General features: G+C 64.0%; 18 protein-coding genes and 1 pseudogene. 12 read left to right on the top strand and 7 right to left on the bottom strand.

From position 1 onward, the window contains the following. Positions 1-29 precede the first annotated feature (29 nt). Positions 30-647: a LysE family translocator gene (locus VI123_RS13765; RefSeq protein WP_336338817.1), complete on the top strand. Its 618-nt coding sequence runs from the start codon at positions 30-32 to the stop codon at positions 645-647. 415 nt (positions 648-1,062) lie between these two features. Continuing rightward, positions 1,063-1,347: pseudogene (locus VI123_RS13760) on the top strand (LUD domain-containing protein); the annotation flags it as partial. A 177-nt stretch (positions 1,348-1,524) separates the two neighbouring features. Here the strand turns inward: VI123_RS13760 and VI123_RS13755 are convergent. From VI123_RS13755 to VI123_RS13745, 3 genes are all read right to left on the bottom strand, one after another. Next, a complete protein-coding gene (locus VI123_RS13755; RefSeq protein WP_336338635.1) occupies positions 1,525-2,874 on the bottom strand; it encodes a nickel pincer cofactor-dependent isomerase, group 22 in 1,350 nt (449 codons plus the stop codon). Positions 2,875-2,981: 107 nt separating this feature from the next. Continuing rightward, a complete protein-coding gene (locus VI123_RS13750) occupies positions 2,982-4,316 on the bottom strand; it encodes a glycerate kinase type-2 family protein (RefSeq protein ID WP_336338634.1) in 1,335 nt (444 codons plus the stop codon). 559 nt (positions 4,317-4,875) lie between these two features. Next, entirely contained in the window at positions 4,876-5,805 is a 930-nt protein-coding gene (locus VI123_RS13745; RefSeq protein ID WP_336338633.1) for an NAD-dependent epimerase/dehydratase family protein, read from the bottom strand. A gap of 347 nt (positions 5,806-6,152) precedes the next feature. On the opposite strand from VI123_RS13745, the gene VI123_RS13740 reads away from it, so the two are divergent. The 5 genes from VI123_RS13740 to VI123_RS13720 all read left to right on the top strand — a co-directional run bounded on the left by VI123_RS13740 (position 6,153) and on the right by VI123_RS13720 (position 12,167). Beyond that, positions 6,153-7,472 (top strand): glycosyltransferase family 2 protein, encoded by a 1,320-nt coding sequence (locus tag VI123_RS13740; RefSeq protein WP_336338632.1) that lies wholly within the window; start codon positions 6,153-6,155, stop codon positions 7,470-7,472. A 210-nt stretch (positions 7,473-7,682) separates the two neighbouring features. Next, positions 7,683-8,963, top strand: coding sequence for a nucleotide sugar dehydrogenase (locus VI123_RS13735; RefSeq protein ID WP_336338631.1), 1,281 nt, complete (start codon positions 7,683-7,685; stop codon positions 8,961-8,963). 151 nt (positions 8,964-9,114) lie between these two features. After that, the gene (wecB, locus tag VI123_RS13730; protein ID WP_336338630.1) at positions 9,115-10,230 is read left to right on the top strand and encodes a non-hydrolyzing UDP-N-acetylglucosamine 2-epimerase; all 1,116 of its coding nucleotides are present in this window, start codon (positions 9,115-9,117) and stop codon (positions 10,228-10,230) included. 104 nt (positions 10,231-10,334) lie between these two features. Next, positions 10,335-11,309, top strand: a complete 975-nt coding sequence (locus VI123_RS13725; RefSeq protein ID WP_336338629.1) for a DUF1616 domain-containing protein — start codon at positions 10,335-10,337, stop codon at positions 11,307-11,309. 189 nt (positions 11,310-11,498) lie between these two features. Beyond that, positions 11,499-12,167 (top strand): methyltransferase domain-containing protein, encoded by a 669-nt coding sequence (locus VI123_RS13720; protein WP_336338628.1) that lies wholly within the window; start codon positions 11,499-11,501, stop codon positions 12,165-12,167. A 54-nt stretch (positions 12,168-12,221) separates the two neighbouring features. Here VI123_RS13720 and VI123_RS13715 read toward each other — a convergent pair whose 3' ends face one another. Then, a complete protein-coding gene (locus VI123_RS13715) occupies positions 12,222-12,497 on the bottom strand; it encodes a hypothetical protein (RefSeq protein ID WP_336338627.1) in 276 nt (91 codons plus the stop codon). A 363-nt stretch (positions 12,498-12,860) separates the two neighbouring features. On the opposite strand from VI123_RS13715, the gene VI123_RS13710 reads away from it, so the two are divergent. Further along, complete coding sequence (locus VI123_RS13710) at positions 12,861-13,748, top strand: glycosyltransferase family 2 protein (protein ID WP_336338626.1); 888 nt, start codon at positions 12,861-12,863, stop codon at positions 13,746-13,748. A gap of 225 nt (positions 13,749-13,973) precedes the next feature. Further along, positions 13,974-15,194, top strand: coding sequence for a glycosyltransferase (locus VI123_RS13705; protein WP_336338625.1), 1,221 nt, complete (start codon positions 13,974-13,976; stop codon positions 15,192-15,194). Here the strand turns inward: VI123_RS13705 and VI123_RS13700 are convergent. Beyond that, on the bottom strand, positions 15,191-16,408 hold the full coding sequence (locus VI123_RS13700) for a glycosyltransferase family 4 protein (RefSeq protein WP_336338624.1): 1,218 nt from the start codon (positions 16,406-16,408) through the stop codon (positions 15,191-15,193). The genes VI123_RS13705 and VI123_RS13700 overlap by 4 nt on opposite strands. A 221-nt stretch (positions 16,409-16,629) precedes the next feature. On the opposite strand from VI123_RS13700, the gene VI123_RS13695 reads away from it, so the two are divergent. The 3 genes from VI123_RS13695 to VI123_RS13685 all read left to right on the top strand — a co-directional run bounded on the left by VI123_RS13695 (position 16,630) and on the right by VI123_RS13685 (position 22,959). Continuing rightward, entirely contained in the window at positions 16,630-17,622 is a 993-nt protein-coding gene (locus tag VI123_RS13695) for an alkaline phosphatase family protein (protein ID WP_336338623.1), read from the top strand. 408 nt (positions 17,623-18,030) lie between these two features. Next, complete coding sequence (locus VI123_RS13690; RefSeq protein WP_336338622.1) at positions 18,031-20,898, top strand: Ig-like domain-containing protein; 2,868 nt, start codon at positions 18,031-18,033, stop codon at positions 20,896-20,898. Positions 20,899-21,153: 255 nt separating this feature from the next. Next, a complete protein-coding gene (locus VI123_RS13685) occupies positions 21,154-22,959 on the top strand; it encodes a hypothetical protein (protein ID WP_336338621.1) in 1,806 nt (601 codons plus the stop codon). Between the two features lie 172 nt (positions 22,960-23,131). Here the strand turns inward: VI123_RS13685 and VI123_RS13680 are convergent, their stop codons facing one another. After that, positions 23,132-24,643, bottom strand: coding sequence for a chitin-binding protein (locus VI123_RS13680; protein WP_336338620.1), 1,512 nt, complete (start codon positions 24,641-24,643; stop codon positions 23,132-23,134). A gap of 361 nt (positions 24,644-25,004) precedes the next feature. Next, positions 25,005-25,223 carry a hypothetical protein gene (locus VI123_RS13675; RefSeq protein ID WP_336338619.1) on the bottom strand — a complete coding sequence of 73 codons (219 nt, stop codon included), beginning with the start codon at positions 25,221-25,223 and terminating at the stop codon, positions 25,005-25,007. Positions 25,224-25,272: the final 49 nt, after the last annotated feature.

Below are 25,272 nucleotides of genomic sequence, written 5' to 3'. Positions count from 1 at the left end.
GAGCAGTCGTGAGGTGATGTGTATTAACGATACTCAGCATTCTGTTCCAGGGTATCGTCCTCGGGTTCGCCATCGCTGCGCCGGTTGGCCCGGTCGGCGTCCTGTGTATCCAGCGGACGCTTTCTAAAGGGAGAGTCTCGGGATTCGTGAGTGGCCTCGGAGCCGCGTCTGCAGACGCCGTGTACGGGGCCATCGCGGGGTTCGGTATCACACTCGTCTCGGCGTTCCTGTTGGAGCACCGGACGACGATTCGTATCGTCGGTGGAGTGGTGCTGTTGTCCCTCGGCATCCAGTCCTTCCGTACCGAGCCGACGGACGACTCAACCGCAGCCACCGACACGAGTGAACTCGCCATTGACTACAGCTCGACGTTTCTGCTGACGCTCACCAACCCGGTGACGGTCCTCGCCTTCGTTGGCATCTTCGCCGGGCTCGGAATCGGGACTGCAGGCGCGTACGTCGAGACCGCCGCACTGGTCGGTGGTGTTTTCCTCGGCTCGGCGCTCTGGTGGCTCACGCTGAGCGTCGGTGTGAGTCTGTTCCGGACGCGGTTCACCCGGGCAGCGATGCGGCGGGTGAGTCAGCTGGCTGGCCTCATCATCGTCGGGTTCGGAACACTGTCACTCTGGGGGGCGGTGCAGTTGTAGACAGCCAGTTTCGACTCGAGTGGACCGAACCGGTGTACGTGACGCGACACACTACGCCGAAACGAGCGGCTGAGATGTGCAAAAAGGTGCTTTTACTTCCAAATTAGAGGGAACTAAAAAGATAATAGCTGCATAGTGGTCAATGTTTGAGTGGGTTATCAGTATTCTATGTTATATTGGGTGAATATTCACAGAAATTCGGACTAGGAACGAGAACATGTAGACAGAGGCCGGAATACACCGTCAAAAGTCTGTTGACACCTGAGATGACTGCCACAGCAACCGCGACGGCGTCCCCGAACTCTACCGTCATGGTCCGCTATTACGAATGATGTGTATCGCATATAATAAATTTGTCTGATTTTATAATGGATATTTCTCAGAATACCCGAGCGGCCGCATGTGATGGAGTACAGAGCGGACGCTCGGCCTGGAAGCCCACACGGTCGCCGTCCTGGAAGACTGTGGCTACGACGTGGTCACGTCCGACGTGGAATGCTGTGGCATGGCTGGGAGCTTCGGCTACAAGTCCGACTACTACGAACTCAGCATGGACGTCGGCGACCGACTCCGGACGCAACTGCGCGAAGACGGCGTCAAGGACCGGCCCGTCGTCGCCAGCGGCACCTCCTGTCTCGAACAGATCGACACGCTCCTCGAACGCCAGCCGCGCCATCCCATCGAACTGCTGGCGACGTGAGGGCGGCTTCACGCCCCCGGCCTCCGTATCGGCCGAGAGTTCGCATTCGCGTTTGCGGACCGCAGGGAACCTAACGTGTGTACGGCCGTTATTTATCCCGCTTTTATATTCGGCGCGCGTGCCGGAGCGCGGGGAGTCCCTCAAGCCAGGACGTGTCGCGGGGCAGGCCTCCGGCGGCTACTGGCGCGGCGACGGGGCAACGAGTTGGCCGTCATTGAACTCGATAGGGGACGGCTCCGCGACGACACGCAGGTCCTCGCGGTCGCGCGCGGCCTCGACCAGTGCGGGCGACGCGTAGAGCCGGTGGAGGTGCATCGTATCGGCCGCACGGAGCACGCGGACGGTATCGGTGTCGACGACGCCAATCGTCGACAGCGCGGCGACGATGCCGGCGCGGTCGGTCTCGACCACCGGCGGCAGTTTCACGCCGCGAATCGTGCTCGCCGTGAGTGCGTTGATGAGCGAGGTCCGGGCGTCGAGTTCCGCGACGATGTCCTCGTGGATGACGTCCGCCGACCCGACGCCCATCGCGTTCCCGTGGGTCTTCTCCGTCAGCCCGCGCGTGAAGATGCGTTTGATGTCGGGCGTCTCCGGGGCCGGCTCGTTTATCGAGAACGGTCGGCGGCCGATGACGTTCGTGTCCATCCCCTGTCCGCTGATTTCCTTCCCCTGGCGGTCGAACACCACGAGGTCGAGGTCCTCGAACGGGAGCGTGGGCATCAGTTCGTAGGCGGTCTCTAACAGTTCCGCCTCGCGGTCGAGGAAGCCGCTCGGCGGCACGCCCTCTAGCAGCGTCGTCTCGTCGTGCTGGTCCTCGACGATTGCGACGCCGCCGACGATGGGTAACTCGTCGAGCAACTGGCCGGTAATCTCGGGAATCATTCGGCGAAACGACCAGTCGACGGCCCACTTGTGGGCTATCTGTGCACCGCGTTGCTTGCCCATACCGATGACGAGCATCTTCGAGAGCCCGCTCTCGACGGGGCCGTCGAAGTCCGTGTGTGGCTTGATGCGGTTGATTGGCACGATGGCGTCGGCCGCCACGGCGTTGTCGTCGGCGACGACGGGCACGTCCCGGTCCGGGGTTCGCCCGACTTCGACGACGTCCATGGACGACCGGATGTCACAGCCGATGGCCGCCTCGGTCACGCCGAGTTCGTTCAGCATCTCGCGCTGGCCCTCGCCGGTCGCGCCGCCGTGGCTCCCCATCGCCGGGAAGACGAACGGCTCGTAGCCGGCGTCCGAGACCGCGTCGACGACGCCAGCGACGATGGCGGGGAGATTTGCGATACCGCGGCTCCCGACGCCGAGCGCGACCTCGCCGCCGTCGGGCACGTCAGCGAAAGACAGCGACTCGACCGCACGGGCCGCGCGTGCTCCGACGGCGTCCGGTGCTATTGGGTCCGTCTCCCAGACCTGTTCGATGACGCCGAGTTCGGGGAGCGGTGGGTCGCCACAGGCCTCGACGATTGTCTCCTCCGGGACCGAGAGTGCGCCGGCCGCGACCTGCTGCTCGCTTGGGTCCATACGCGCCATATCAGCCCCGCTGTTCATAAACGTGACCCAGGGGACGCTGTGCCGTCGTGGCAGTCCGGACGGCACAGGCCGAAAACGGCCCTCGCGGACAGCGGCACTCACCGGCTCGTGTCCGGGACCACGAGTACGACAACGTCGTTGACGTTGGTCCCGGTCGGGCCGGTCTCGACCGTCGCACCGATTTCCGAGAGGTACGTACCGGCGTCGTTCGCGAGCAACGCCTCACGGGCCCGTTCGCGGTCCTCGACGTCGGTCGCGTCGGCGATGGCACCGGCCACGTCGGAGCTCCCGTCTTCCCCGTCGGTGTCGACGGCAGCGATGACCGCGTCGCCGTCGTGAGCCAGTGCACCGGAAAGGACGAGCTCCTGATTGGGGCCACCACGCCCCCCGTCGCCGGTGACAGTCACGGTCGTCTCGCCGCCGGCGAGGAAAACGGCCGGGGGCTCGACCGGCGTGCCCGTTGCCGCGGCTTCCTCGGCGATAGCGACGAGCGGGTGCGCCACTTCGCGGGCCTCGCCGCGCAGGCGAGATGTGAGCACGAGCGGGTCGTATCCGGCCTCCTGTGCGACGGCGGCGGCGGCATCGAGCGCGGTCGCGTTGTCCCCGATGAGGTGGTTCGCGACTCGGTCGAAGGTCGGGTCGTCTGGAAACGGCGTCTCCGGGATTCGGCCGTCGCGCCCGGCTTCGAGATGGTCGCGGACGGCCGGCGGCGGGGAGAGGTCGTACCGCTCGAACACGCCGAGTGCGTCCGCGTAGGTGGTCTCGTCCGGAACTGAGGGGCCGCTCCCGATGGTCGACAGGTCGTTGCCGACCACGTCGCTTATCAGCAGTCCGGCGACGGTGGCGGGAGCGGCACGCCGTGCTATGTGTCCGCCTTTCAGGTCCGAAAGGTGTTTGCGGACGGCGTTGACCTCCCCAATCGGGACGCCCCCGTCGAGGAGCCTGTCGGTCGTCGTCTGGAGGTCCGCCAGCGTCAGGTCCCCGGCGGGGGCCGACAGGAGCGCGCTGGCTCCGCCGGTCAGGACGAACAGGACGAGCGTATCCGCGTCGGCAGCGTCGACCGCATCGAGGATATCCACCGTCGCTTCGACGTTGCGGTCCGACGGTAACGGGTGGTCCCCCACGGTACACCGGACGGTTTCGGTGTCGACGGCCTGCTTGGCGACGATGTGGCCGCCGCCGAGGCTGTCGCCGAGCACCGATTCGAGCACCCGTGTCACGCCGCCCGCGGCTTTCCCCCCGCCGACGACGACGATATCGCCGTACTCGTCGAGGTCGTAGGTCGACTCGCCGACGGTCAGCGTCTGGCCGTCGCGGCTGACGGCCGACCTGGTGGCGACATCGGGCGCGGCCGCGTCCACGGCGGCCTCGATGCAATCGAGTGCGACCTCGTGTCCGGAGTCGGCAGCGAGTTCGGCTCGGTTGCGAATCATACGACTGCTTCCGCCCGGACCGATAAAAGTCTGGCTCAGTTACAATCCAGTTACCTCGCGCACCAACCCCGCTGACATCGAGCGCGCTACGCCGGGTAGCCGCAAGGAGACTGTGGCTAACAGTGTTCGATGGGGGCCGATAAACAGTTAGAATTCGTATACGTATGTGGATGTGGAACGGATACTGGTCTCCAGCCGGCACCTGGGTCTATATTCTATGGATAGACGGCCAGATGTGCGGACAGGGGCCCCGGGAGTTCGGGTTGCTGTGATTCGAAGCCGCTGGCGCGCTAGCGCTCGGTTCGATACGGACCAATCGATTGAGCCGCTCCGGACAGCAGCGAGTGTGTACCGTCGGACCGAAGCCCCGGTTCGATACGTGAACGTTTAGAGACTCTGTTATCCGTCGCTAGCTGGACGCTATTCCGTCACCGGACACCACCTCTCCTCAAGCAACTGTCGTAAGCAATCTCCTAACACCGCAGTGGATTCGGGGCGGGTCGGGGTACGGAACTGCTCGTACCGCCGATGCGATACAGTACTACCGTGGAAACCAGACTCACGTCCGTTCGGCGTCGAGGGTCGCTTCGAGGCCCTCCCGAAGGGGGCGCGTCGGTTCGTACCCGAGCAGTTCGCGCGCGTCACCGAGGTCCGCTTCGCTCTGTTGGATGTCGTTCGCGCGTCCGGGGACGTGCTCGACCGCGATGTCCGCACCGACGACGTCGCGGACCGTCTCGGCGAGTTCGTTTATGCTCGCGCTCCGTCCGGTTCCGACGTTGAACGGGCGGCCGACGGCGTCCGTCGTGGCCGCGAGCAGGTTCGCACGCACGACGTCGTCGACGTGGACGAAGTCCCGCGTCTGCATCCCGTCGCCCTCGACCGTGAGCGGCTCGCCGGCCTGGGCTTGACGGACGAACGTCCCGATGACGCCGGCGTACTCACCGTCAAGCCCGCGGGGACCGTAAACGTTGAAGTACCGTAGTGGGACCGTCGGGAGCCCGTACTGCTCGGTGTAGAACCGCGCGTACTGCTCCCCCAGGTGTTTCTCGAAGCCGTACGGGCTGTTCGGTTTGGTCGGCGCGTCTTCCCCGATAGGCACGTCGTCGGGGGTGCCGTACACGGCGGCGCTGGACGCGAACACCACCCGCGCGTCCCGCCGTCGAGCGCAGTCGAACAGGTCGACGGTCGCCGTGCCGTTCAGTTCGTGGCAGTCGACCGGCCGCTCTATCGACTCGGGGACGCTGACCATCGCCGCCTCGTGAAACACGACGTCGACCCCCTCCATCGCCGCGTCGACCGTCGCCCTATCCCGAACGTCGCCCTCGATGACGGTTACTTCCTCGGGGAGGTTCGCCCGCCGACCCGTCGAGAAGTCGTCGAGGACCCGCACGTGATTGTCCGCCGCCAGTGCCGACGCCAGGTGGCTTCCGATAAACCCACCGCCTCCGGTGATCAGTACCTGGCGGCCGCTGACAGTATCCGTAGACATGTCGTTCGGAGACGGGGTTTTCACGGGTTAAGTTATTCGTACGCATACGGCGACGTCGGGAACCGGGAACCGTGTCACTCGACCCTCGACCGGTCTGAGTCGAGGTGTGGCCACGACGCGGACACGCCGGCCGGCTGCGTAGTAGCAATCTTTGTTACCTGCTCACTGCGGACGGCGTAGAGGAGTGCTGCCCTCCGGAAAGCTGGGAATAACAATATGTCAACTCGTACACAGCGGAGCACAACGGAGTCCACTACCCGACACAATGATGCCAACACGCGTACCGGAGCTCGTGGACGACCACACCGAGCGGCCGCCGTCGAGGGCGGTTCGGGAGTGGGGCTGAAATGTCCGACAGAATACAGCAACCGCCCGCCAACGACGGTATCCGCGAGGTTTCGAAGAACCTGCCCGCGGTGGGTCTGGTCGCGACCGAGTCGAACGCCGAGTGGATAGCGGCCGAAATCCTCCGCATCCACTCCCGGGCACATCAGGCGATCGTCACCGCGGCCGTCGATGCCGACCCGCAGGCGCTCGCCTTTGCCCGCTGGCTCGACGCGGAAGTGGTCGAGCCGTCGGGGAACCGGACCGAGGCCGACACGCCCCGCGAGCGGCTTCGGCGGTACGCCAAACAGGCGGGGTATCCGGGCCTCGTGTACCACGGCGGGGGGGACGGGTCAGTCAATCTCCCGGCGAGCCGCGAGGCGCTGAACAGCACCGAGAAGTTCACTATCGACGCCCGCATCGAGCCGGTCACAGACCCGGAGCCAACCGTCATGGTCGGAATTCCGGCGTACAATGAAGGGGGGACCATCGGGAGCGTGGTTGAGTCGGCCATGGAGTACGCCGACACCGTCCTGGTCGTCGACGACGGAAGCACCGACGACACTGTCGCGGCCGCCGAAGCGGCCGGCGCGACAGTGTACGAACACGAGCGCAACGTCGGGTACGGCGGCGCGCTCAAGAGCATCTTCGAGCAGGCCGACCGGAGCAACACCGACTACCTGGTCGTCCTCGACGCCGACGGCCAACACGACCCGAGCGACATCCCGGAGTTGGTCGAACGGCAGCGGGAATCGGACGCGGAAATCGTTATCGGGAACCGGTTCGACGAATCCGCCGAGACGGAGATGCCGCTGTACAGGCGGTTCGGGCTGTTCACGGTCAATCTCATGACTAACCTCAGCCTCGGAATCATCACGCCGACCAATCGGATTCGCGACACGCAAAGCGGCTTCCGGGCATACAGCCAGGCGGCGATAAGCTCGCTGGCTTCGGACAGCTCAATCGGCGACCGGATGGACGCGAGCACGAACATCCTGTACCACGCCCACTCGAACGGCTACCAGATAGCGGAGGTGCCGACGACGATAGAGTACGACGTGGAGGCGTCCAACAACCTCGGTCCGGTCGAGCACGGCCTCACGCTCGTCGGGAACATCATCCGCACGGTCGAACGGGAACACCCGATTATGCTGCTCGGCGTCCCCGGCGTCTGCTTCGTTCTCGTCGGGTTCGTGTTCACGTACCTCACGATGTTTAATTATCTCCAGAGCGGGAGCTTCCCGCTCGGACACGCGCTGGCGAGCACTACCTTCACCATCACCGGCATCCTCGCCTCCTTCACCGGCATCATTCTCCACTCCCTGGAACTGTACCGCCAGTAGCCGGGGCACAGCGGCGGGGTTACCGTGTGCCTCACTGTTCGTCAGGCAGGGTTTACCCGGACTCTATGGTCGCTGACCGCACACAACTGCTGCATAACAAAGGGTACCGTATATCATTCGTAGAGCAATGGGACACGAACCCAAACCGGACTGTCTGGAACGGGGACAGCGCCGTGAATCACCCGGAAAACCACGGGAGGCCCCGGAAACGTGACTGTCTGTGTCCACGGGCTCGGATACATCGGGCTCGCGACGGCGGCGCATTTCGCCAACCACGGCACCGAGGTCGTCGGTTTCGACGTCGACGAGGACCTACTCGACCGTCTCAGCGAGGGTGAACCGGCGGTCAGCGAACCGGACTTCGAGTCGTACGTACAGGACGCGCTGGATGGGAACCTGGCGCTGAGCCGCCGGCCGCGACCGGCCGACGTGCACGTAATCTGTGTGCCGACGCCGTATGACGAGATGAACGGCGAGGCGGACCTCGCCTACGTGGAATCCGCCGGAAGGAACGTGGCGAGCGTACTCAGACCGGGCGACACCGTGGTTCTGGAATCGACGGTCCCGCCGGGAACGACCACCGAGGTCCTGGCCCCGATTCTCTCCAGAGGAGGGCTCGACGTCGGAGACGACGTGTCGTTGGGATACACACCGGAGACGGTGATGCCGGGGAACACGCTCACCGAACTCCGGACGAACGACCGAATCGTCGGCGGCGTCGATGAGGCGTCCGTCGAAGCCATCGAGTCCCTCTACGAGCCGCTCACCAGCGGGGACATCCACGTCGCCGCCGACCCGACGACCGCCGAGTTCGTGAAACTCGCACAGAACGCGAAGCGGAACGTCAGCATCGCGTACGCGAACACGCTCGCACTGCTGGCGGAGAACTACGGCGTCGACGTGCGGTCCGCCATCAGTCTCGCGAACAACCATCCGCGGGTCGACATCCTGAATCCGGGCCCCGGCGTGGGCGGCCATTGTCTCCCCGTCGACCCGCACTTCCTGAGCGACGGGACAGGTGCGACGGAACTGCTCGACGTGGCGAGCCAGGTCAACGACCGGATGCCGGAGCACGTCATCAGAATGCTCGAGGACGCCGTCGGCTCGCTGCACGGCAAGACCGTGGCCGTCCTCGGTATCACGTACAAGGGGAACGTCAGCGACACCCGGAACAGCCCCGGCCTGGAGATTGCGAAACTGCTTGGAGACGTCACGACGGAGACGCGCACGGCCGTGGACGGCGGCTGGGGCGAGAGTTCGGTGACCATCCACGACCCGCGAGCGACGGATTCGAGGCTGCAGCTCGTCTCGCTCGATGCCGCCGTCGACGGCGCTGACGCGGTGGTCTTCGGGGCAGCACACGACGAGTTCGCCGACCTCAATCCGGCGGCTATCGGTGCGAAGATGTCGGAACGGACCGTGGTCGACCCGGTCGACGTCATCGACGCGGAGCGGTGGGCCGACCACGGGTTCGACGTCCGGACACTCTGAACCGGGTCGCTGTCCGAGGTCACCGCGGTGGCGAGCGGAACCGACGGCGTAGGAAGTTTATAACAATTCTGGTGGTCGCTCACGAACCCGGTATGGAACCGACTGGACGCGACCGGTATCGGACACCAGACCTGCGAAACCGGGGACGACAATGACTGCGAGTACCGTCGGCTTCGTGCTCGGAACGCGTCCGGAGATAATCAAGCTCGCACCGGTAATCCAGGCGTGTCACCGGCGCGGCATCGACACGCACGTAATCCACACCGGGCAGCACTACTCGGACTCGCTGGACGCGGTCTTCTTTCGACAGCTCGGGCTGTCGCCGCCGGACGCGAACCTCGAAGTCGGCTCCGACGACCACGGGGCTCAGACCGGGGCGATGCTCGCCGGTGTCGAGGCGGAACTCCAGGCCGTCGAACCGGCGGTCGTGTTCGTCCAGGGCGATACGAACTCGACGCTCGCGGGCGCACTCGCGGGGAGCAAGATGGACGTCGACGTGGCCCACGTCGAGGCCGGACTGCGGAGCTTCGACGACGACATGCCCGAGGAGACCAACCGGGTCGTCATCGACCACATCTCTGACCACCTCTTCCCGCCGACAGAGGAGACGGCGGCGCTGCTCCGGGACGAGGGGATTCCAGAGGACCGAATCACGGTTACCGGGAACACGGTCGTGGATGCGGTCCAGACCTACGACGACAAGGCCGCGAGCGAAAGCCGGATTCTGAGCGAACTCGGCGTCACAGAGGGGCAGTTCGACCTTCTGACCGCTCACCGGGCGGAGACAGTCGACGACCGCAACGCGTTCGAGCGGATTCTCAGCGGCGTCTCGCGGGCGAGCGCTCAGGCGGACCGGGAGGTCATCTATCCGATACACCCCCGGGCGGAGGACCGCCTCGAAGAGTTCGGAATCGCGGTCCCGGACCGCGTTCGGCTCGTCGAGCCGCTGGGGTTCTTCGATTTCCTCCGCCTGGAGAGCACGGCGGACGTGGTGTTCACCGACTCCGGCGGCGTCCAGGAAGAGACGAGCATCCTCGGGACGCCGTGTGTGACGCTCCGGTACGGGACCGAGCGGCCCGAGACGGCGTTCGTCGGTGCGAACTGCGTCGCCGGTCGGGAACCAAGCGCCATCGTATCGGCGGCGGCGCAAATGCGCGGCAAGACGGGCAACTGGACGACGCCGTTCGGGGACGGGGACGCAGCCGTCCACATCCTCGACGCGATTCCGAAACTCGCCGTCAGCGAGACGGTCACGGCGACGGAGTAAGCGGGGTCTCGGTCCGGGCTTTCGAGAGCGGGACGCCCGGGCCACCGGTTGCCCGTCCCAGTAGTAACTGTCTTATTTTATTACTCCGCGCTCACGGACCGGTAATGGCAACTGATGCAGACGTAGGTATCGAGGCGGACGCGCTCCCGGTCGACCTGTTGCTGGTGGGCTTGCTCGGCCTCTGGCACCTCGCCGCTGCCCAGGGGTACGTCGGACAGTTGTCCGTGCAGGCCGTGCTGGGGCTGGTGGCTGTGCTCATCGCGCCGGGCTACGCCCTGGTGTCGCTACTGTTCCCGCGTCGTGCCTCCGAAGCGGGGCTGTTCGAGGACCAAGGAGGACGGATTTCGGCCGGTGAGCGGCTCGTTCTCTCCGTCGGGGTCAGCGTCTGTCTGGTTCCGCTGGTCGGGCTCGGGTTAGTCCTGTTGTCGTACGGGGCGACAACCAGCCTGTTCCAGCTCTCTATCGGTGCTACGACCGTGCTCCTCACCGTGGCCGCGGCGGGCCGACGGCTCCGGGTCCCACCGGCGGAGCGGTTCAGTCCCCTGCGGTGGGTGACGAGCGCACGGTCCCGGGCGTCCCTGCGGCCGTCCGGCGGCGTCGGGGCGCTGCACGTCCTGCTCGTACTCGGGCTTCTCGTCTCCGGGACCGGAATCGGGTACGCGGCCATGTCGGCCGAGCGGGGCGAGCAGTTCACGGAGTTCGCGCTGATGGCGGAGTCCGACGACGGAGAACTCGTCGCGTCGGAGTACCCATCACAGGTTCCGCTCGGCAGTTCGGCGACGGTGCAGGTCACTATCGGCAACCACGAGGGACAGGACCAGGACTACACAGTGGTCGTCATCGCCCAGCGAATCGAGAACGGCACCGTCCTGAGCACCGCACGGCTCGACCGGTTCGACGCCCGCGTCGCGGCGGGCGAGACGCGCACACGCCCACACGAGATGACACCCTCGTTGGTCGGTGAGGACGTCCGAGTGTCGTATCTCCTCTACCGCGGCGAGGCTCCGGCGGGGGCGAACCCGAGACCCGAGAACGCGTACCGGCGCACTCACATCTGGGTCGACGTCACCAACGGCTAACGGCACAGAACACACCGAATAAAGACAACGTTATCCCGACTGGTGCTCCCGCTGTTGCCCGTGGTTTTCTCCCGACAGAGAACACGATTCCGCGACCAGAATCGGTGAGGAGTGGACGCTGAGCTGCCCGCGTGTGGTAGTCAGTAGCTCACTCATGCTTTTGTTAATTGAAAAACACGTAGGAAAGCCATGATATCAAAAAGTCGCTGGCAGGAAGCACAGCAAGCGGAGACGAAGTTCCACCAAGAGATATCGCGAGGAGAGCTGGAGTTGCAGTGGATAGACGAGCAGTTCGATTCCAGCAGAGACGTTCTGGACGGACGAGTGCTGGAGGGCGGGTGCGGTACCGGCGGGCTCACGTACTCCGTCGCCGAATCCGTATCGGAGGACCAGTTGGTCGTCGGCGTCGACCCGGTGTTGGGAAAGCTATCGAACCCGGCACTCAGCACCGAACCGGTCGCTCAGGCCGCTGGTGAATCGCTACCCTTCGGAGACAGCTCGTTCGATGTAGTCGCAAGTCTCAACGTCATCGACCACGCTATCTACCCTTCGTCAATTCTAGGCGAGATTTCGAGGGTGTTGAAGACAGACGGGACGTTTCTATTCAAAATAAACACCTTTTCGCTTCCAAAGTTCGTGAGAAAGCGGATGAAATACGTCGACCGGCCGCATCTACATCACTTTTCTCCCTCGGAAGTCCGAGTCGAACTCGCAGACCGCGGGTTTCGTATCGCACACGAGTCCGTCAACTCCCGCGAGCTGTTCAGCAGGCGTCTCAGCGACTGGGACGCGAAGTGGATAGTCGCTACGACCGTCTTGCGGCTGAACACCCACTACATGAAGTGTTTCGTCGATTGATTCGTACGCTCCTGAACAGAGCAGAGTAGAGGCCGGGGCCCGAACCCACTCCGACTACTGGATGACGCCGGAGACGCGCTCGAACAGGACGTACAGAGTGACGAGCCAGCCGACGAGTTTGACCAGTAGCAGCCAGCGCCACCACTGTTCGTCGGCCACCGGAGGGAACAGCTCGCTGGTCACGAGCAGGGCCAGAAACATCGCAACGAGGTGTATTTCCGCGCCGGTGATGCCGACGGCCCAGAGGGCGACCGACGAGACGATGCCCAGCGTCACGAAGGAGACGAGAAACCACCGGAACCGGCTCCGTGTAGGTACTGACACCGACATAGATGAGACCCACTCGTTCATCGACATGGATTGCGTACCGAAAGCTAGCGGTACCTGACCAATAGTAATGCCCCTGAATACCTGTCCGCGCGGTCGATAATACACTGACTAACACGCGCCGGTTCGCTCGACTGGGTGTTATCTGTCCCGTAACCGGGACGTTCCAACCGTCACAGGAGTAGCGTCTCGAATCGGCGTGTCACGCCCGGTCACGGGAGACAGCCCGGTGTCCGGTAGCGATGTTGTACTTAACTGTACTAGCCCACAGAGTGTAAAATAAGACACATGCCGACGGGAGGAAACACCGACGACGGGGCGCCGCTCGTGAGTGTGGTTATACCCACGTACGGTCGAGACGAAGACTTGCCGGAAGCGATAGAGAGCGTGTTCGACCAGACGTACGAACGGCTCGAACTCCTCGTCGTCGACGACGGCTCGCCCACGCCCGTAGCGACCACGCTGCCGGAGTGGTTTTTGAGCGACGAGCGGATGACGGTCATCCGCCACGATGGAAACAAGGGTGCAAACGTCGCCCGAAACACGGGCATTCGGGCTGCGGACGGCGAATACGTCGCGTTTCTCGATGACGACGACCAGTGGGACGAGACGAAGGTCCGAAAACAGGTCGAGACGTTCTCGCGGTCCCCGCCGGAGACGGGGGTCGTCTACACGTGGGTTAGACGGGAACATCCAGCCGGAACGACGGTCTCGACGCCGACTGCGTCGGGGGACGTGGTCACCGACCTGCTGACGGGGTCGAACTTCGGACAGTTCTCCTCCGTGCTGGTTGACACCGAGGCGATTGTCGACGCCGGCCTCCCGGACGAGCGGTTTCCGGCGTGGCAGGACCGCGAATGGTTCTTCCGGCTGGCCCAGTCCTGCGAGTTCCAGCCGGTCGAGGAGGCGCTTACGTACCGCCAGACCGGGCGGGAGGACAGCATCACCGTGAACTTCCAGCAGAAGCGCGACGTGGCTTATCCGCTGTTCGTCGAGAAACACGGCGACCTCGCGGCGGAGTACGGCCGCTACTACGAGCGGACCTTCCTCGCGTCCATGCGACGCTCGCTCGCCCGGTCAGCGATACGCGCCGGGGAGTACGGCGAAGCTCGGAAGTACTTCCTACTGGCGTTCTTCGCCAACCCGCTGCACCGTCCTGTCTACCCCCACCTACTGCCCTCGCTTGGCGGAAAGTGGACCTACGAGTCGGTTGCGTCCCTGCGGCGGCGGGTCGCCGAGACGGTACCCGTATAGCAGCCGGCGTCCGTCAGTCTACGGAGCGGCCGCTCTTATCCGACTCGGAGCAGCACTACACGAGTTTGACGTCCCAGTCCGGCGACAGGTCGGTGCGAAGCGAACAGTCGATTCGACCACCGCCAGGTAGAGTGGGGGGGACCACCCGGGTCGACTGGAGAATTCGCGTCGTCGCGGAACGAATCCAGTGACTAACAAAGACTATCGGACGGCACTGCGACGGTAATGGACGCGCCGACGCTTTCGGACGACGATGGTCTCGCTGCCCCGACGCGGGCGGAACGAAGTAGTTCGGTAGCGGCCGGGAGCGACCGACCACTACTGGCGTTCTTTATCCCGGACCTCTCGGTCGGCGGCGCGGAGCAAGTCGCAATCACCATCGTGAACGGGCTGGCGGAGCGCGGGTACGACATCGACCTGCTCCTGTCGCGCGCGAGCGGCGAGCTCCAGTCGGAGCTCTCCGAACGGGTCTCCACCGTAGAACTACCGCCGTCCAAGACGCCGGCGGTAGGGGTCGCCGCGCACCTTCCGGCGCTCGTTTCGTACCTGCACAGAGAGAAGCCGGCGGCGCTGTTTCCCCACCTCGAACACCCGAGCATCGTCTGCCTCACCATCAACAGGCTCCTCGACACCGAGACCACCGTAATCCCGACCCAGCACTCGGCGTTCGGACACGAGGTCGAAGCGACACCGAAAGACCGAATCGTCGAGCAGGTCGTGCCGCGTCTTTATCCCGCATCGGACCGTATAATCAGCGTCTCGGAGGGCGTCGCCGACAGCCTCGTCGACCAGACGCCCGTCGACAGGGATGACGTGTCAGTACTGCACAACCCTGTCGACGTCGAGCGAATCCGCGAGCGTGCCAGCCGGCCGGTCGACCACGAGTGGGTGGAAGACAGCGACCGCGACGTGGTCCTGTTCGTCGGACGGCACGCGGGCCAGAAGAACCTGGACGGCTGGGTCCGTGCGTTCGAGCAAGTCGTCGACAGGAACCCGAACGCACGGGGGATAATCGCCGGCAAGGGGCAGTGCCGGGACGACATCGTGGAGACTGTCGAGCGGCGCGGGCTCTCCGACGTGGTGTCCCTGCCCGGATACGTCGACAACCCGTACCGGTACATGGCCAAGGCCGACACCTTCCTCCTGTCTTCGCGGTACGAGGGGCTACCGACGGTCCTGATAGAGTGTCTGTCGGTCGGCTGTCCGGTCGTGTCGACGGACTGTCCGAGCGGCCCCCGCGAAATCCTCGCTGACGGGGAGTACGGGAGGCTCGTACCGGTGGGTGACGTGGACGGATTGGCCGACGCGGTCTGTGACACGCTCGCCGACCCACCCGACCCGGAGCGGTTGCGGTCCCGTGCCGACGACTTCTCGCCCACGCCAGTGTTCGACGAGTACGAGCGGTTCCTCGACGAACACGTCTTTGCGGCCGCGACCGAGCGCTAGTTCAGTACTTCACTCGCCGGGAGTTCGCCGTCGTCGATAATCGCTTCGTGGAGGGACGCCAGTCGTCGGCCGTGTGCGTCCCACGTCCAGCCCTTCGAGACCAGCCGGGCCTTGCCGTTCGCGCCCAGTCGCTCTCGCGTTTCCGGGTCGTCGATGAGACTGTTCAGGGCGGTTGCGAGCGCGTCAGGGTCTTTCGCCGGAATCAACAGCCCCGTCTCACCGTCCTCGACCTGCTCCGGAATACCGGACACAGCAGAGGCGACGACAGCGGTCTCACTGGCCATCGACTCGTAAATCGTGTTCGGCCGGCCTTCGGCGTGGCTCGGGAGCATGAAGACGTCGGCGGCGGCGAACCACCGTCGGAGACCGAGCGGCGGGACCTCCCAGAGCACCCGGTAGTTGTCGTGGTGACTGGCTTTGAGCGCGCTGATGAGGTCCGTACGGAGGTCACCGTAATGGCCAACGAAAACGAAGGCCACGTCGTCGCCCCGAATGTCGTCTAGGGCCGCACATATCTCGTTGATGCCTTTCCGCTCGGTGTACCCACCGCAGAACATGACGACGGTGGTATCCCGGTCGATGCCCAGCTCCTGGCGAATCGCCCGCTCGTTGTCCGTCGGGTACCGCGACGGGTCCGCCCCGTTCGGGAGCACGGTCGCTTTCGGCGTGTCGGTGATGTCGTTGGCGATGCGGGCGAGCGACTCGCTGACGCAGAAAATCCCGTCGGCGTACTCGAGGGTCTCCCTGATTTTTCTCCGGCTTATCTGTGAGAGGTCGTAGAAGTTGTTCAGAATCTTCCCGCGACCCATCACCGTCAGCGGGATGTCGTCGCTCCGGCAGTACGACGCCAGCCCGTAGCCGTCGTAGTGGATGTGGCCGGCGTGACAGATGTCCGGCGTCTCGAAGTGCGTCGAGACGTACTCCGGGAGCATGTCCGCGAACGACCGCGACGAGAGCGTGTACTTGAACAGTTTCTGCGGTAACAGGTAGAGGAACCTGGGATAGTGGACCTCGTGTGAGCCGTAGTCGTGCCGACTCGGGATTTCGCCGAACTCTGAGTAGGGGCCGACCGGCGGCGCTCTCGGGCGCGGGGTCACGACGTCGACCTCGGTTGCTGTCCTACTGAGGGCTCTGATGGAGCGGAAGTTGAACAGCCCCATGTAGGGATTGAACGGGTCCGGATGGTTCATCGCGCTTACGACCGCACGGTACATGGGCGATAGCTGGTGGGGTCGGTCATTAAGTATGCATTTGATACTGAGCGACCCACGTGCCACGGGCATCGTCGAAGCCAGCCAGTCGGAGGAGACGTTCGCTTGGGTCTCTGGCGGACCGAAAGACGCGGTACGCCCAGTGACTGAGGTTCGGGGAGCGCATTCGGGGGGCTCCGGGTAGAAGATATATAACTATACGATTCTCTCCGGATGTCACTGCCGTGAAGACGAACATACGCGAGTGGCTGCGAACTCTGACGGGAGGCCAGGTCGACGGGGGCGAGACGGGGCTCCGATATTTTCTAGGTGGCGCTTACAACGGTGTTTATTTCTCGCTGACGACGCAGCGCCCGCTCGGCACGAACGTCTACGACAGGGAGTGGGATTTGCTCATCGTGCTGGACGCCTGCCGGGTAGACGCGCTGCGGGAGGTCGCGCCCGAGTTCAAGTTTATCGACAGGGTCGACAGCGTCTGGTCCACGGGGAGTTCGTCACACGAGTGGCTGTGTAAGACGTTTACCGAGGAGCACGCCGAGGAGATAGCGGAGACGGTGTACCTCTCTACGAACCCGCACACACAACCGACGTTCGAGGACGGCAAGCGGCCACCGCGGAAGTACATCACGCCGGTCACGTGGGCGGACTGGGACGTGGTCGACGGGAGTCAGTTCAAGCTCCTGAAGCAGTTCTCGCGCCACCACCGGTACGAGGACCACTTCGACACCATCCCGCCGAACGTCGTGACCGACCAGGCGATTTCGGCCGGACGGAGCCTCGACTTCGAGCGAATGATACTCCACTACTATCAGCCACATCGTCCGCACGTGGCGGCTGCGTACAGGGAGCAGCGCGACATCACGGCTGCCGAGGACCACCCATGGGAGGCCATCCAGCGCGGGGAGATATCCAAAGAGGACGCCTGGGAGAACTACCTCGACAATCTCCGACTGGTTCTCGGTTCGATACGCCGACTGCTCGACAACGTAGACGCGGAGCGGGTCGCCATCACCGCCGACCACGGCGAACTGTTCGGAGAGATGAAGCAGTACGGCCATCCCGAGGGGATACCACACCCCCATCTCAAGAAGGTCCCGTGGGCCCTTACCTCCGCCACGGACCACGAAACGAGCACGCCACGCGAAGACGTCACGGCGCAGGCGGAGCCGTCGAAGGCGGACGTCGAGGACCGCCTGGAGCATCTCGGCTACATATAATTCGTCGGTCCCGACTCCCAAGCGTCTGTGAGTGGCCGGTGGTGGGAGATACGAACTGGTACGTATGTCGCGTTCAAGCAGCCGTATCGAACAACCAAATATCTACATAAAGTAACAATTTATAATACCGTACTCGGGTCGAAGTCGGTACGGCATGTTAAGACCGAATTACTTTGCGAAGGGAGCTGTTACTGAAGCGAGGGGTCACGACGGAGCAAAAGGGATAGGTTGGCGTGAGACCGGTTCTATCGGGCCGATAGCCGAAGTTAGGAACCAATTTACCGCATGGGGCGCGACAACTGCGAGTACTGACCCGAGTGTAGCCCTCAAAGAGAACGCAGCCACTCCTGGGGAGAGAAATGGTAATTTCCCCAACTATTTCCGCGAGGGTCGTCAGGGAGGGGACCAATGACGAGACCAGCCTACGTACCCGACAGCGCCGAGGACATCACCGACCACGGGATAGGGAGCGACCACAACCCCAGCGACCCGGGCCTCGCGGCCGCACGGGAGGTGCTGAACGCGATTCACAGCGCGATGGAAGCCGCCGGGCCGAACGGGTCGATATTCGTTCCGGCAGGCACCTACTACTTCGGCAGTGAGGACGTCTACAGCCTCGTAAAGATGGGGAGCGGCCAGCCGCGAGGCATCTCGGTGTACGGCGAGGGACCCGACGCATCCACGCTCGCGGTGACCGAACACATGGACCCCGCGGCTATCTCGAACCAGACGGCCTTCATCTACGACGGGGACGCCGACCACGGCGAGGTCGAAGTCCGCGGGCTCACGCTGGACGTGAACGCTCCGAACCTGGGCAATCTCGACCGGTACAACGGCGGCGCGGACGGGTTCTCCCTTGCTGGCCGATCCCTGTCGTTCTCGCTGTACAACGTACGGATTACCGACACGTACACGCGCGGCATCAGGTGTCGACAGTACCTCTCGTCCGCCCGATACTGTACGCTCGAGCGAATCGGCATCGAGTACCACAAGGACAGTGGGTCGAACACCCACCCGTTCGACTCGCTCCAGACGCCGAGGGGCAACACCACCGTCATCGAGAACTGCAAGATAAAGAACTGTCCGGGGAGCGCGATAAACATCCGCTATAACGACGGTACCTACCGGATTAGAAACGTGTACGCCGCCGGGACGGGCAGTCAGTTCCTCAAACTCTCCGCCGGGGAGTCGGTCACGCTCCGCCGTATCAACCACACGGCGTACACGTCGGAACTGGAATCGCTGCTCCCGGACGAGCCGAACGACGGGTTCCTCGGCCGTCACTTCATCCAGAGCCTGGGTGACCGCGGCGACACCAACGTGACGCTGGACATGGAAGACGTATCGACGAAGAACCACACGTCCTACGCGTTCCAGGTGCGCGACACGGTCGGCGGCCCGTCGGACCTCACCTGGGTCGGCGACCGAATCGCGTTCGCCGGCTCGAACATGTACAAAGACGACGAAGTCATCCGCGACCGACAGGGCGTCGCGTTCAGGAACGTCGACGTGGGCGAGATGTCGGTCCACGACACCGACGCGAAGGTGTTCGAGACCGAGGATTCCGACGGGTCCATCGCCACGCTCTCGACGGGCAACGTCGGCGGCCTCGGAAACACGGGCGGCATCGACATCGGCGACCATCTGTCGGGCGGGGACCCGCTGAACGTGGACGTTCCGGCCGAAAGCGAGGTCGGGGCGAAGACGCGGGACAGCACAGAGGAAGAGACGACCCGAACCGCGACAGAAGAGGTGGCACAGACCAGCCTCCCGGACTGGACGCCCCGGTGGGACGGCGACCCGTCGAACTGGTCGGTCGTTTCGGGCGATTCCAACACCGGCGACGCGTACGTCAAGTTCGACGCTAGCTCGGCCGACTCACACGCCATGTCTTGGGACGACGTCGGCGAGCACGCCGACGCCGAGGTGCTCGGACTGGTCCGCGTCGGCGCGACGGACACCGGCAGTGACGGCTGGGGCCGCCTTATCGGGCGCGGCGGCGTCGACGCCAGCGGGAACATGGTCGGCTATTCGACGTGGTTCGTTCGACACGAGGGCGACATCAAGCTCCGCGTCGAGAAGGACTTCGGCGGGTCACAGACCACGCTCGGTGAAACCGTGGCCGCCACCAACCCCCTCGAAGAGTGGAGCTACCTCCGCCTGCGCATCGAGGGCACGTCCGTGAAAGCGAAGAACTGGCGCTACGGCTCCAGAGAGCCCGACACGTGGGATATCGAGGTAACGGACGGCGACGTCACCGGCCCCGGGTGGACCGGAGTCGGTTCCTGGTCGGGCGACGTGCAACTGCTCGACTTCTTCAGCGTCGGGACGAACGGCGAACCGGCGCGGCTCGACGACGCCAGACCCGAGATAACGTGGCGACAACCGCTCGCGGATGAGACGGTCGAGGGGACGGTCACACTGCAGATGAGTGCGACCGACGCCGAAGATTCCCCCGGCACCCCGTCCGTCGAGTACCGCATCGACGGGGACGCTTGGGCGAAGGCCTCGTACAACTCGAACACGGGGTACTACGAGGCCGCCTGGGACACCTCCGCGCTGTCGGACGGCACCCACACGCTCGATGCCAGAGTGACCGACTCGGCCGGGAACACGGACTCGAGCAGCATCACGGTCACCACTGACAACAGCGGGACCGGCCCCGCCGTCGACAATCTCTCCGTTTCCGAGGTCGAGACCGACACCGCGAACGCTGCCTTCGCGGTCGACTGGGGCGTCAGCGACCCGGATGGGGACCTCTCGACCGTCGACGTGGGTCTGTACGACGAAACCGACAACGAGCAGGAGGACGCGGCCAGCGTCGACGTCTCCGGGAGTTCGGCGACCGGCACGACCGAGCTGGCGGCGAGTGGCGACGCCGGCTCCGGGAACGAGTACAACGTCGTGGTGACCGCGACCGATACCAGCGGGAACGGCACGTCCGCGACTGCGACGACGTCCGCCGCGGCAGACGCTGCGAAACCGAAAATCGGCCGGTTCAGCGTCTCCGAGTCCCAGCAGGGCGACGGCAGAGCCGACATCACTGTCGTGTGGGACGTGTACAGCAGCGACAGCGACCTCCAGTCGGTTACCATCGACGTCGCCGACTCGAACGCCACGGTGGAGAGCGTCCAGTGGGACGTCGGCGGGAACACGGCTTCGGACATCGACATGTTCAGCATCGACCAAGTGAGCGAGAGCAACTACGACGTCGGACTCACGGTCGTCGACAGTAACGGGGAATCCGTCTCCACGACCAAGTCCGTGAGCGTCTGAGAGCGCCGTTCTCTCTGGTCGCCGGTATCGTCGAGTTCCTGCAGTTCGTGCTGTCCGCGCTTTTCTGTCCTGTATTCGCCTGGACAAGTGGGGAGCGGCGGCGACAGTGTCCACAGACCCCCAGCGGGTTAGGAGCGCACTAACAATGATATGGACTAGTCTACGGACGTAGTACGAATGACGGGGGCGCTCTCGGCAGGTGCTGGACTGGGCTGTACGAACACCGGGCGAGTGAGCAAGGTCCGTGGATAACCCATGAGCGAAGGCGAAGCGCGCACCTGGTTCGCTCACTCGCGGGTCTCGGGGGCCATCGCGGCAGTCGGCGTCCTGCTGCTCGTGGCCTCGACAGCGGTTGTGCTGACGACGCCGACGGCCACCGAGTACGAGATATCGCTCTACGAATCGTATCCCGCCCCGTTCTGGGGCTGTGTCGTCGGGTCGCTGTTCGCCGGTGCGCTACTGATATTCGGGAGCATCGGGGACCCGGACGACCGGTCCTGGGTCTTCGGAACCGTGTTGATGCTGGCGACCGACGCGCTGTTGGTGTTGATGCCGCTCATACGGGGCTACGTGATGTACGGCGACGCGGACCCACTGACGCACCTGGGGTACGTACAGGACATCGCCAACACCGGTGCCACCGGGGCGAACATCTACCCGCTCGCGCACCTGCTCGTGTACGCCACCGCCGACGCGACCGGGCTAGAGACGATGACGCTGGCGATGCTGATACCGGCAGTTTTCTCCGCCGTGTACTTCGGAGGGATGGTTTACCTGCTGTTTCAAGTGGCCGATTCCCGGCGGGGATTCCTCCTCGGCCTTCCCTTCGTCTTGCTTCCGATACTCGGCTACAGCCACCTGCTCTTTCGCCCGTTCGACTTCAGCATCCTGCTGATACCGGTCGTCCTGTATCTGTTCTTCAAGAGTCAGCGGTATCCGACACCCGCAATCAGAGGGGCGCTCGTGCTCACGCTCCTGAGCCTCCTCCTGTATCACCCGCTGACCGCCGTGTTCGTCGCGGGGGTGTTCATGCTGTACTACGGCGTGCAGTACGTCCCGCGGATACGGACGATACACCGGAGCCCGACGAGCAGTTTCGGGCTGTCGCTCGCGATAATCGTGAGCTGGTACTCCAACTTCCCCGGAGTCATACTGCGGTTCGACACTATCTATCGCGTGCTCTTCGGGACGAGCAGCAGCGACGCCCCGGTCCAGGCGTACGCCCAGACCGCACAGGAAGCGACACCGGCCCTGATAGACATCGTTCGGTTCATCACCTTTCGGTTCGGCACCGAGATGGTGCTGTTCGCCCTCGGGGGCGGCCTGTTCGGGGTCGCGCTCCTGCTCAGTTTCAGGCGACGCTACGAACTGGACACGCGGACGACCGTGATGGGCGCGGTCGTGGGCGTGTTCGGGGTCGTCGGGCTTGCGTTCCTCCTGCTGGACCTCATCGTCACGCAGGAGCGGCCCTGGCAGGTGGCCAAAATCGGCGCGGTGCTCCTGCTGGGTCCCCTGTTCCACATACTCCGGAATCGCCACAGGCAGCGCAGTCAGTCGCTTGCCCGCAGCGTACGGTCGGTCGCCACCGTCACGGTGCTGGTGCTCGTCGTGTTGTCTACGCTCACGCTGTACCCGTCACCCCTGTCGGGGATGACCAACGACCAAGTCACGGCGATGGAAGTCGAGGGCAGCCAGTGGCTGACCGAACACGAGACCGGCAACAAGGAGCTGTACCACTTCGACATAGAGTACCGACGGTTCCACCACGCGGAACACGGCGTCAGCGAGGGGCTGCCGTTCTGGGAGCAGTTCCTCCCGGCGCACTTCAACTACACTACAAACCGGTACTTCGGGCAGAACTACGACAGCGGGAAGTACGTGATGATAAACAGAAAGGGGCGCATCTTCTACCAGGAGACGTTCCCGGATTACCCACAGCGGTGGAAGTACACCCCGCAGGACTTCCAGCGGTTCAACCGGGACAGAACCGTCGACCGGTCGTACGACAACGGCGACCTCAGGATTTACCTGGCGAACGGCACCAGCACACAGGGCGCGTAACGGGGACGGCACCACCGCAGCGGATTAGAACCGCGCCACAGTCGTGCAGACCGCACTCTCTCCACTGTTCCAGTGGGGGGACCGGGTGGGTCCGACCGCGGACACGTGTATCGAGAGGAACAGTCGACGCGCAATCAGCGAACAGAGAACCGGGGTGCTGTCCGGGTCGGAGTCAGTCCTCGCCCGGGACGAGGGGGGCCACACCGACCTCGTCGATAGTGGGGACCGTCGGACGGAACCACTCCTGACTGAGGGAGCTCACGTTGATAGAGACGTCTCCCGCGTCGCCGAGCCCGTCCGTATTGGAGTAGCTGAACGTCTCTATGGTGCCCTGGGAGTCATCAAGCATGAACACCTCCGCGTTCGAGTTGTGTACTGACAGCCGGGAGATGTCGATGTCCGAGAACCGCCCGTCGCCGTGGTCTCGGATGACTGCGTCGTCGCGGGCGCGGTTGGTGTTATATATCTCTATCATATCCCCGTTCCATATTACGTTCATCGGCCCGTCGCCGATTTCGCTCTGTGCCTGGAACGCGTAGTCGGCCATGTCCCTGGAGAGGACGTTCTCCATAATCACGGTGGTCGGGGTCGTCCCCCGATTTCCGAGGTTGTTGATGAAGAATCGACCGTGGAAGTCGGGCCCGATGTCCCGTTCGTCGACCTTCCGTTCGAGCGAAGGGGTGTTCGCCCTGTGGTAGATGTTCTTCAGTTCGACGACCCTCCCGGCAGACATCTTGCACAGTCCGGACCCCGTACCGCGGACGTAGCAGTTGTGCATCCGGGTGACCCCGTCGCCAAAGCGGATGTTGAGTGCGTTCCCTGCACAGTCGAGAAAACAGCTGTTCTCGATTACGAGTTCGTCGCCCGCTTGCGGTCGGACGGAGATGTGGTGGGAGTTCGACCGTCCGTCGGTCTCGTTGTGTCGCCCGATGCCGTTGTCTTGGAACGTGCAGTTTCTGACCGACCTGAGGACGGCACGGCCGCGAACGCCCGCCAGGTGCCAGCCCCGTATCCACGCGCGTTCGAGATGGAAGTTGCCGGCCGTCGACATCTGCAGCCCCCAGGACCCGCCGCCGTTCTCGGCGAGCCCGGTGACGTTCTCGTAGTTGCCGTCCAGTTTGACGTCCTTTATTTCGACGGAGCCGTGTTCGTACCCGTCGTACCAGATGAACGCGCTCTGGTTCGGACGGGTGTCGGCAGCGGCGTGCCTGGTAATCGCCAGGGTCGATTTGTCGGCTCCTGCGCCGATAATCGAGACGCCCGGTGGCCCGGTCTTCCCGAACTCCACGTACGGACTGAAGCCCGAATCCTCGCTGCCGAAGTAGTACTCGCCTTCCGGGACGTATATCGTTCCGCCCTCGCCGGCGGCCTCGACAGCTGCGAGGATGGCGTCGAGGTTTCGCCTCGCCGCGGCCAGACTGGGGTCGTCCGGGTTCGGCTCCGAGCCGTAGTCACCGATGCTCTCGGCGTCCCGCGGCACGTCGGGTTCTTCGGTGGGTCCCGTGGGCGTCGCGGTCGGTCGGCCCGATGCCCCTGCCGACCCGGCGGTCCCGTTGGCGGGGTCGCCACCACCGGTGTCGACACCCGGAAGCCACCCGTAGAGTGCGCCCGAGACGGCGGCCGCGGTACCGCCGGCGAGAGCGATGAGTTTCCGACGGCTGAGCACCCCAGAGCCAGCGGTCATGACAGATATGGACGGGTCGTAGTGTCCCGCGGATTGGATTGAATAGAGTGATACCGTGGACGGCTGGAGGGAATCATGTCTATCATCTTAAAGTGAGATGCTCGGGACATTAGTATAGGCCTCTTACAGAGAGCTGCGAACAGCGTGCTCGAATCCGTCCTGTCGTAGCCTTGCCGAAGCGAGAGAGCCGCGCCCGTCCCGGAGTGGTCACTCCGGCTTTCGGTCCCCGTCGAGCGTCGACAGCTGATACCAGAACCGGAGCAGTTCGCGCTTACGATGGTGGATACAATCCAGCAGTTCGGGCCGAGACGGAACACCCCTCCCAGTACACACTCGCCGAGCGTGTACCGGTCCGTGCCCGCTACACGTACTCGCTGAAATCCGTCATGTGGGTGTTAGTCTCCTGACCGGAGATGCTCGCACCCAGGCTGCCGACACCGACAGCCGCGGTCAGCGTCGTCAGGCCGAACTGGAAGAAACTCCGCCTGTTAAGGTGTACTTTACCCCGCTCGTTTGCGGATAGAGTGTCTGAAAGGCCCGATTTGTTTTCGTCGTCAGCCGCGTCGTGCTTATCGAACATACACATGCGTTTGAAGTAGGTATATGCTAATTAGCCGTTCTTACACTGT

The organism is Haloarcula sp. DT43, assembly GCF_037078405.1.
Lineage (GTDB): Archaea > Halobacteriota > Halobacteria > Halobacteriales > Haloarculaceae > Haloarcula > Haloarcula brevis.
Note: the sequence above shows the minus strand (reverse complement) of the source record. Positions and strands in the feature narration are given on the sequence as shown.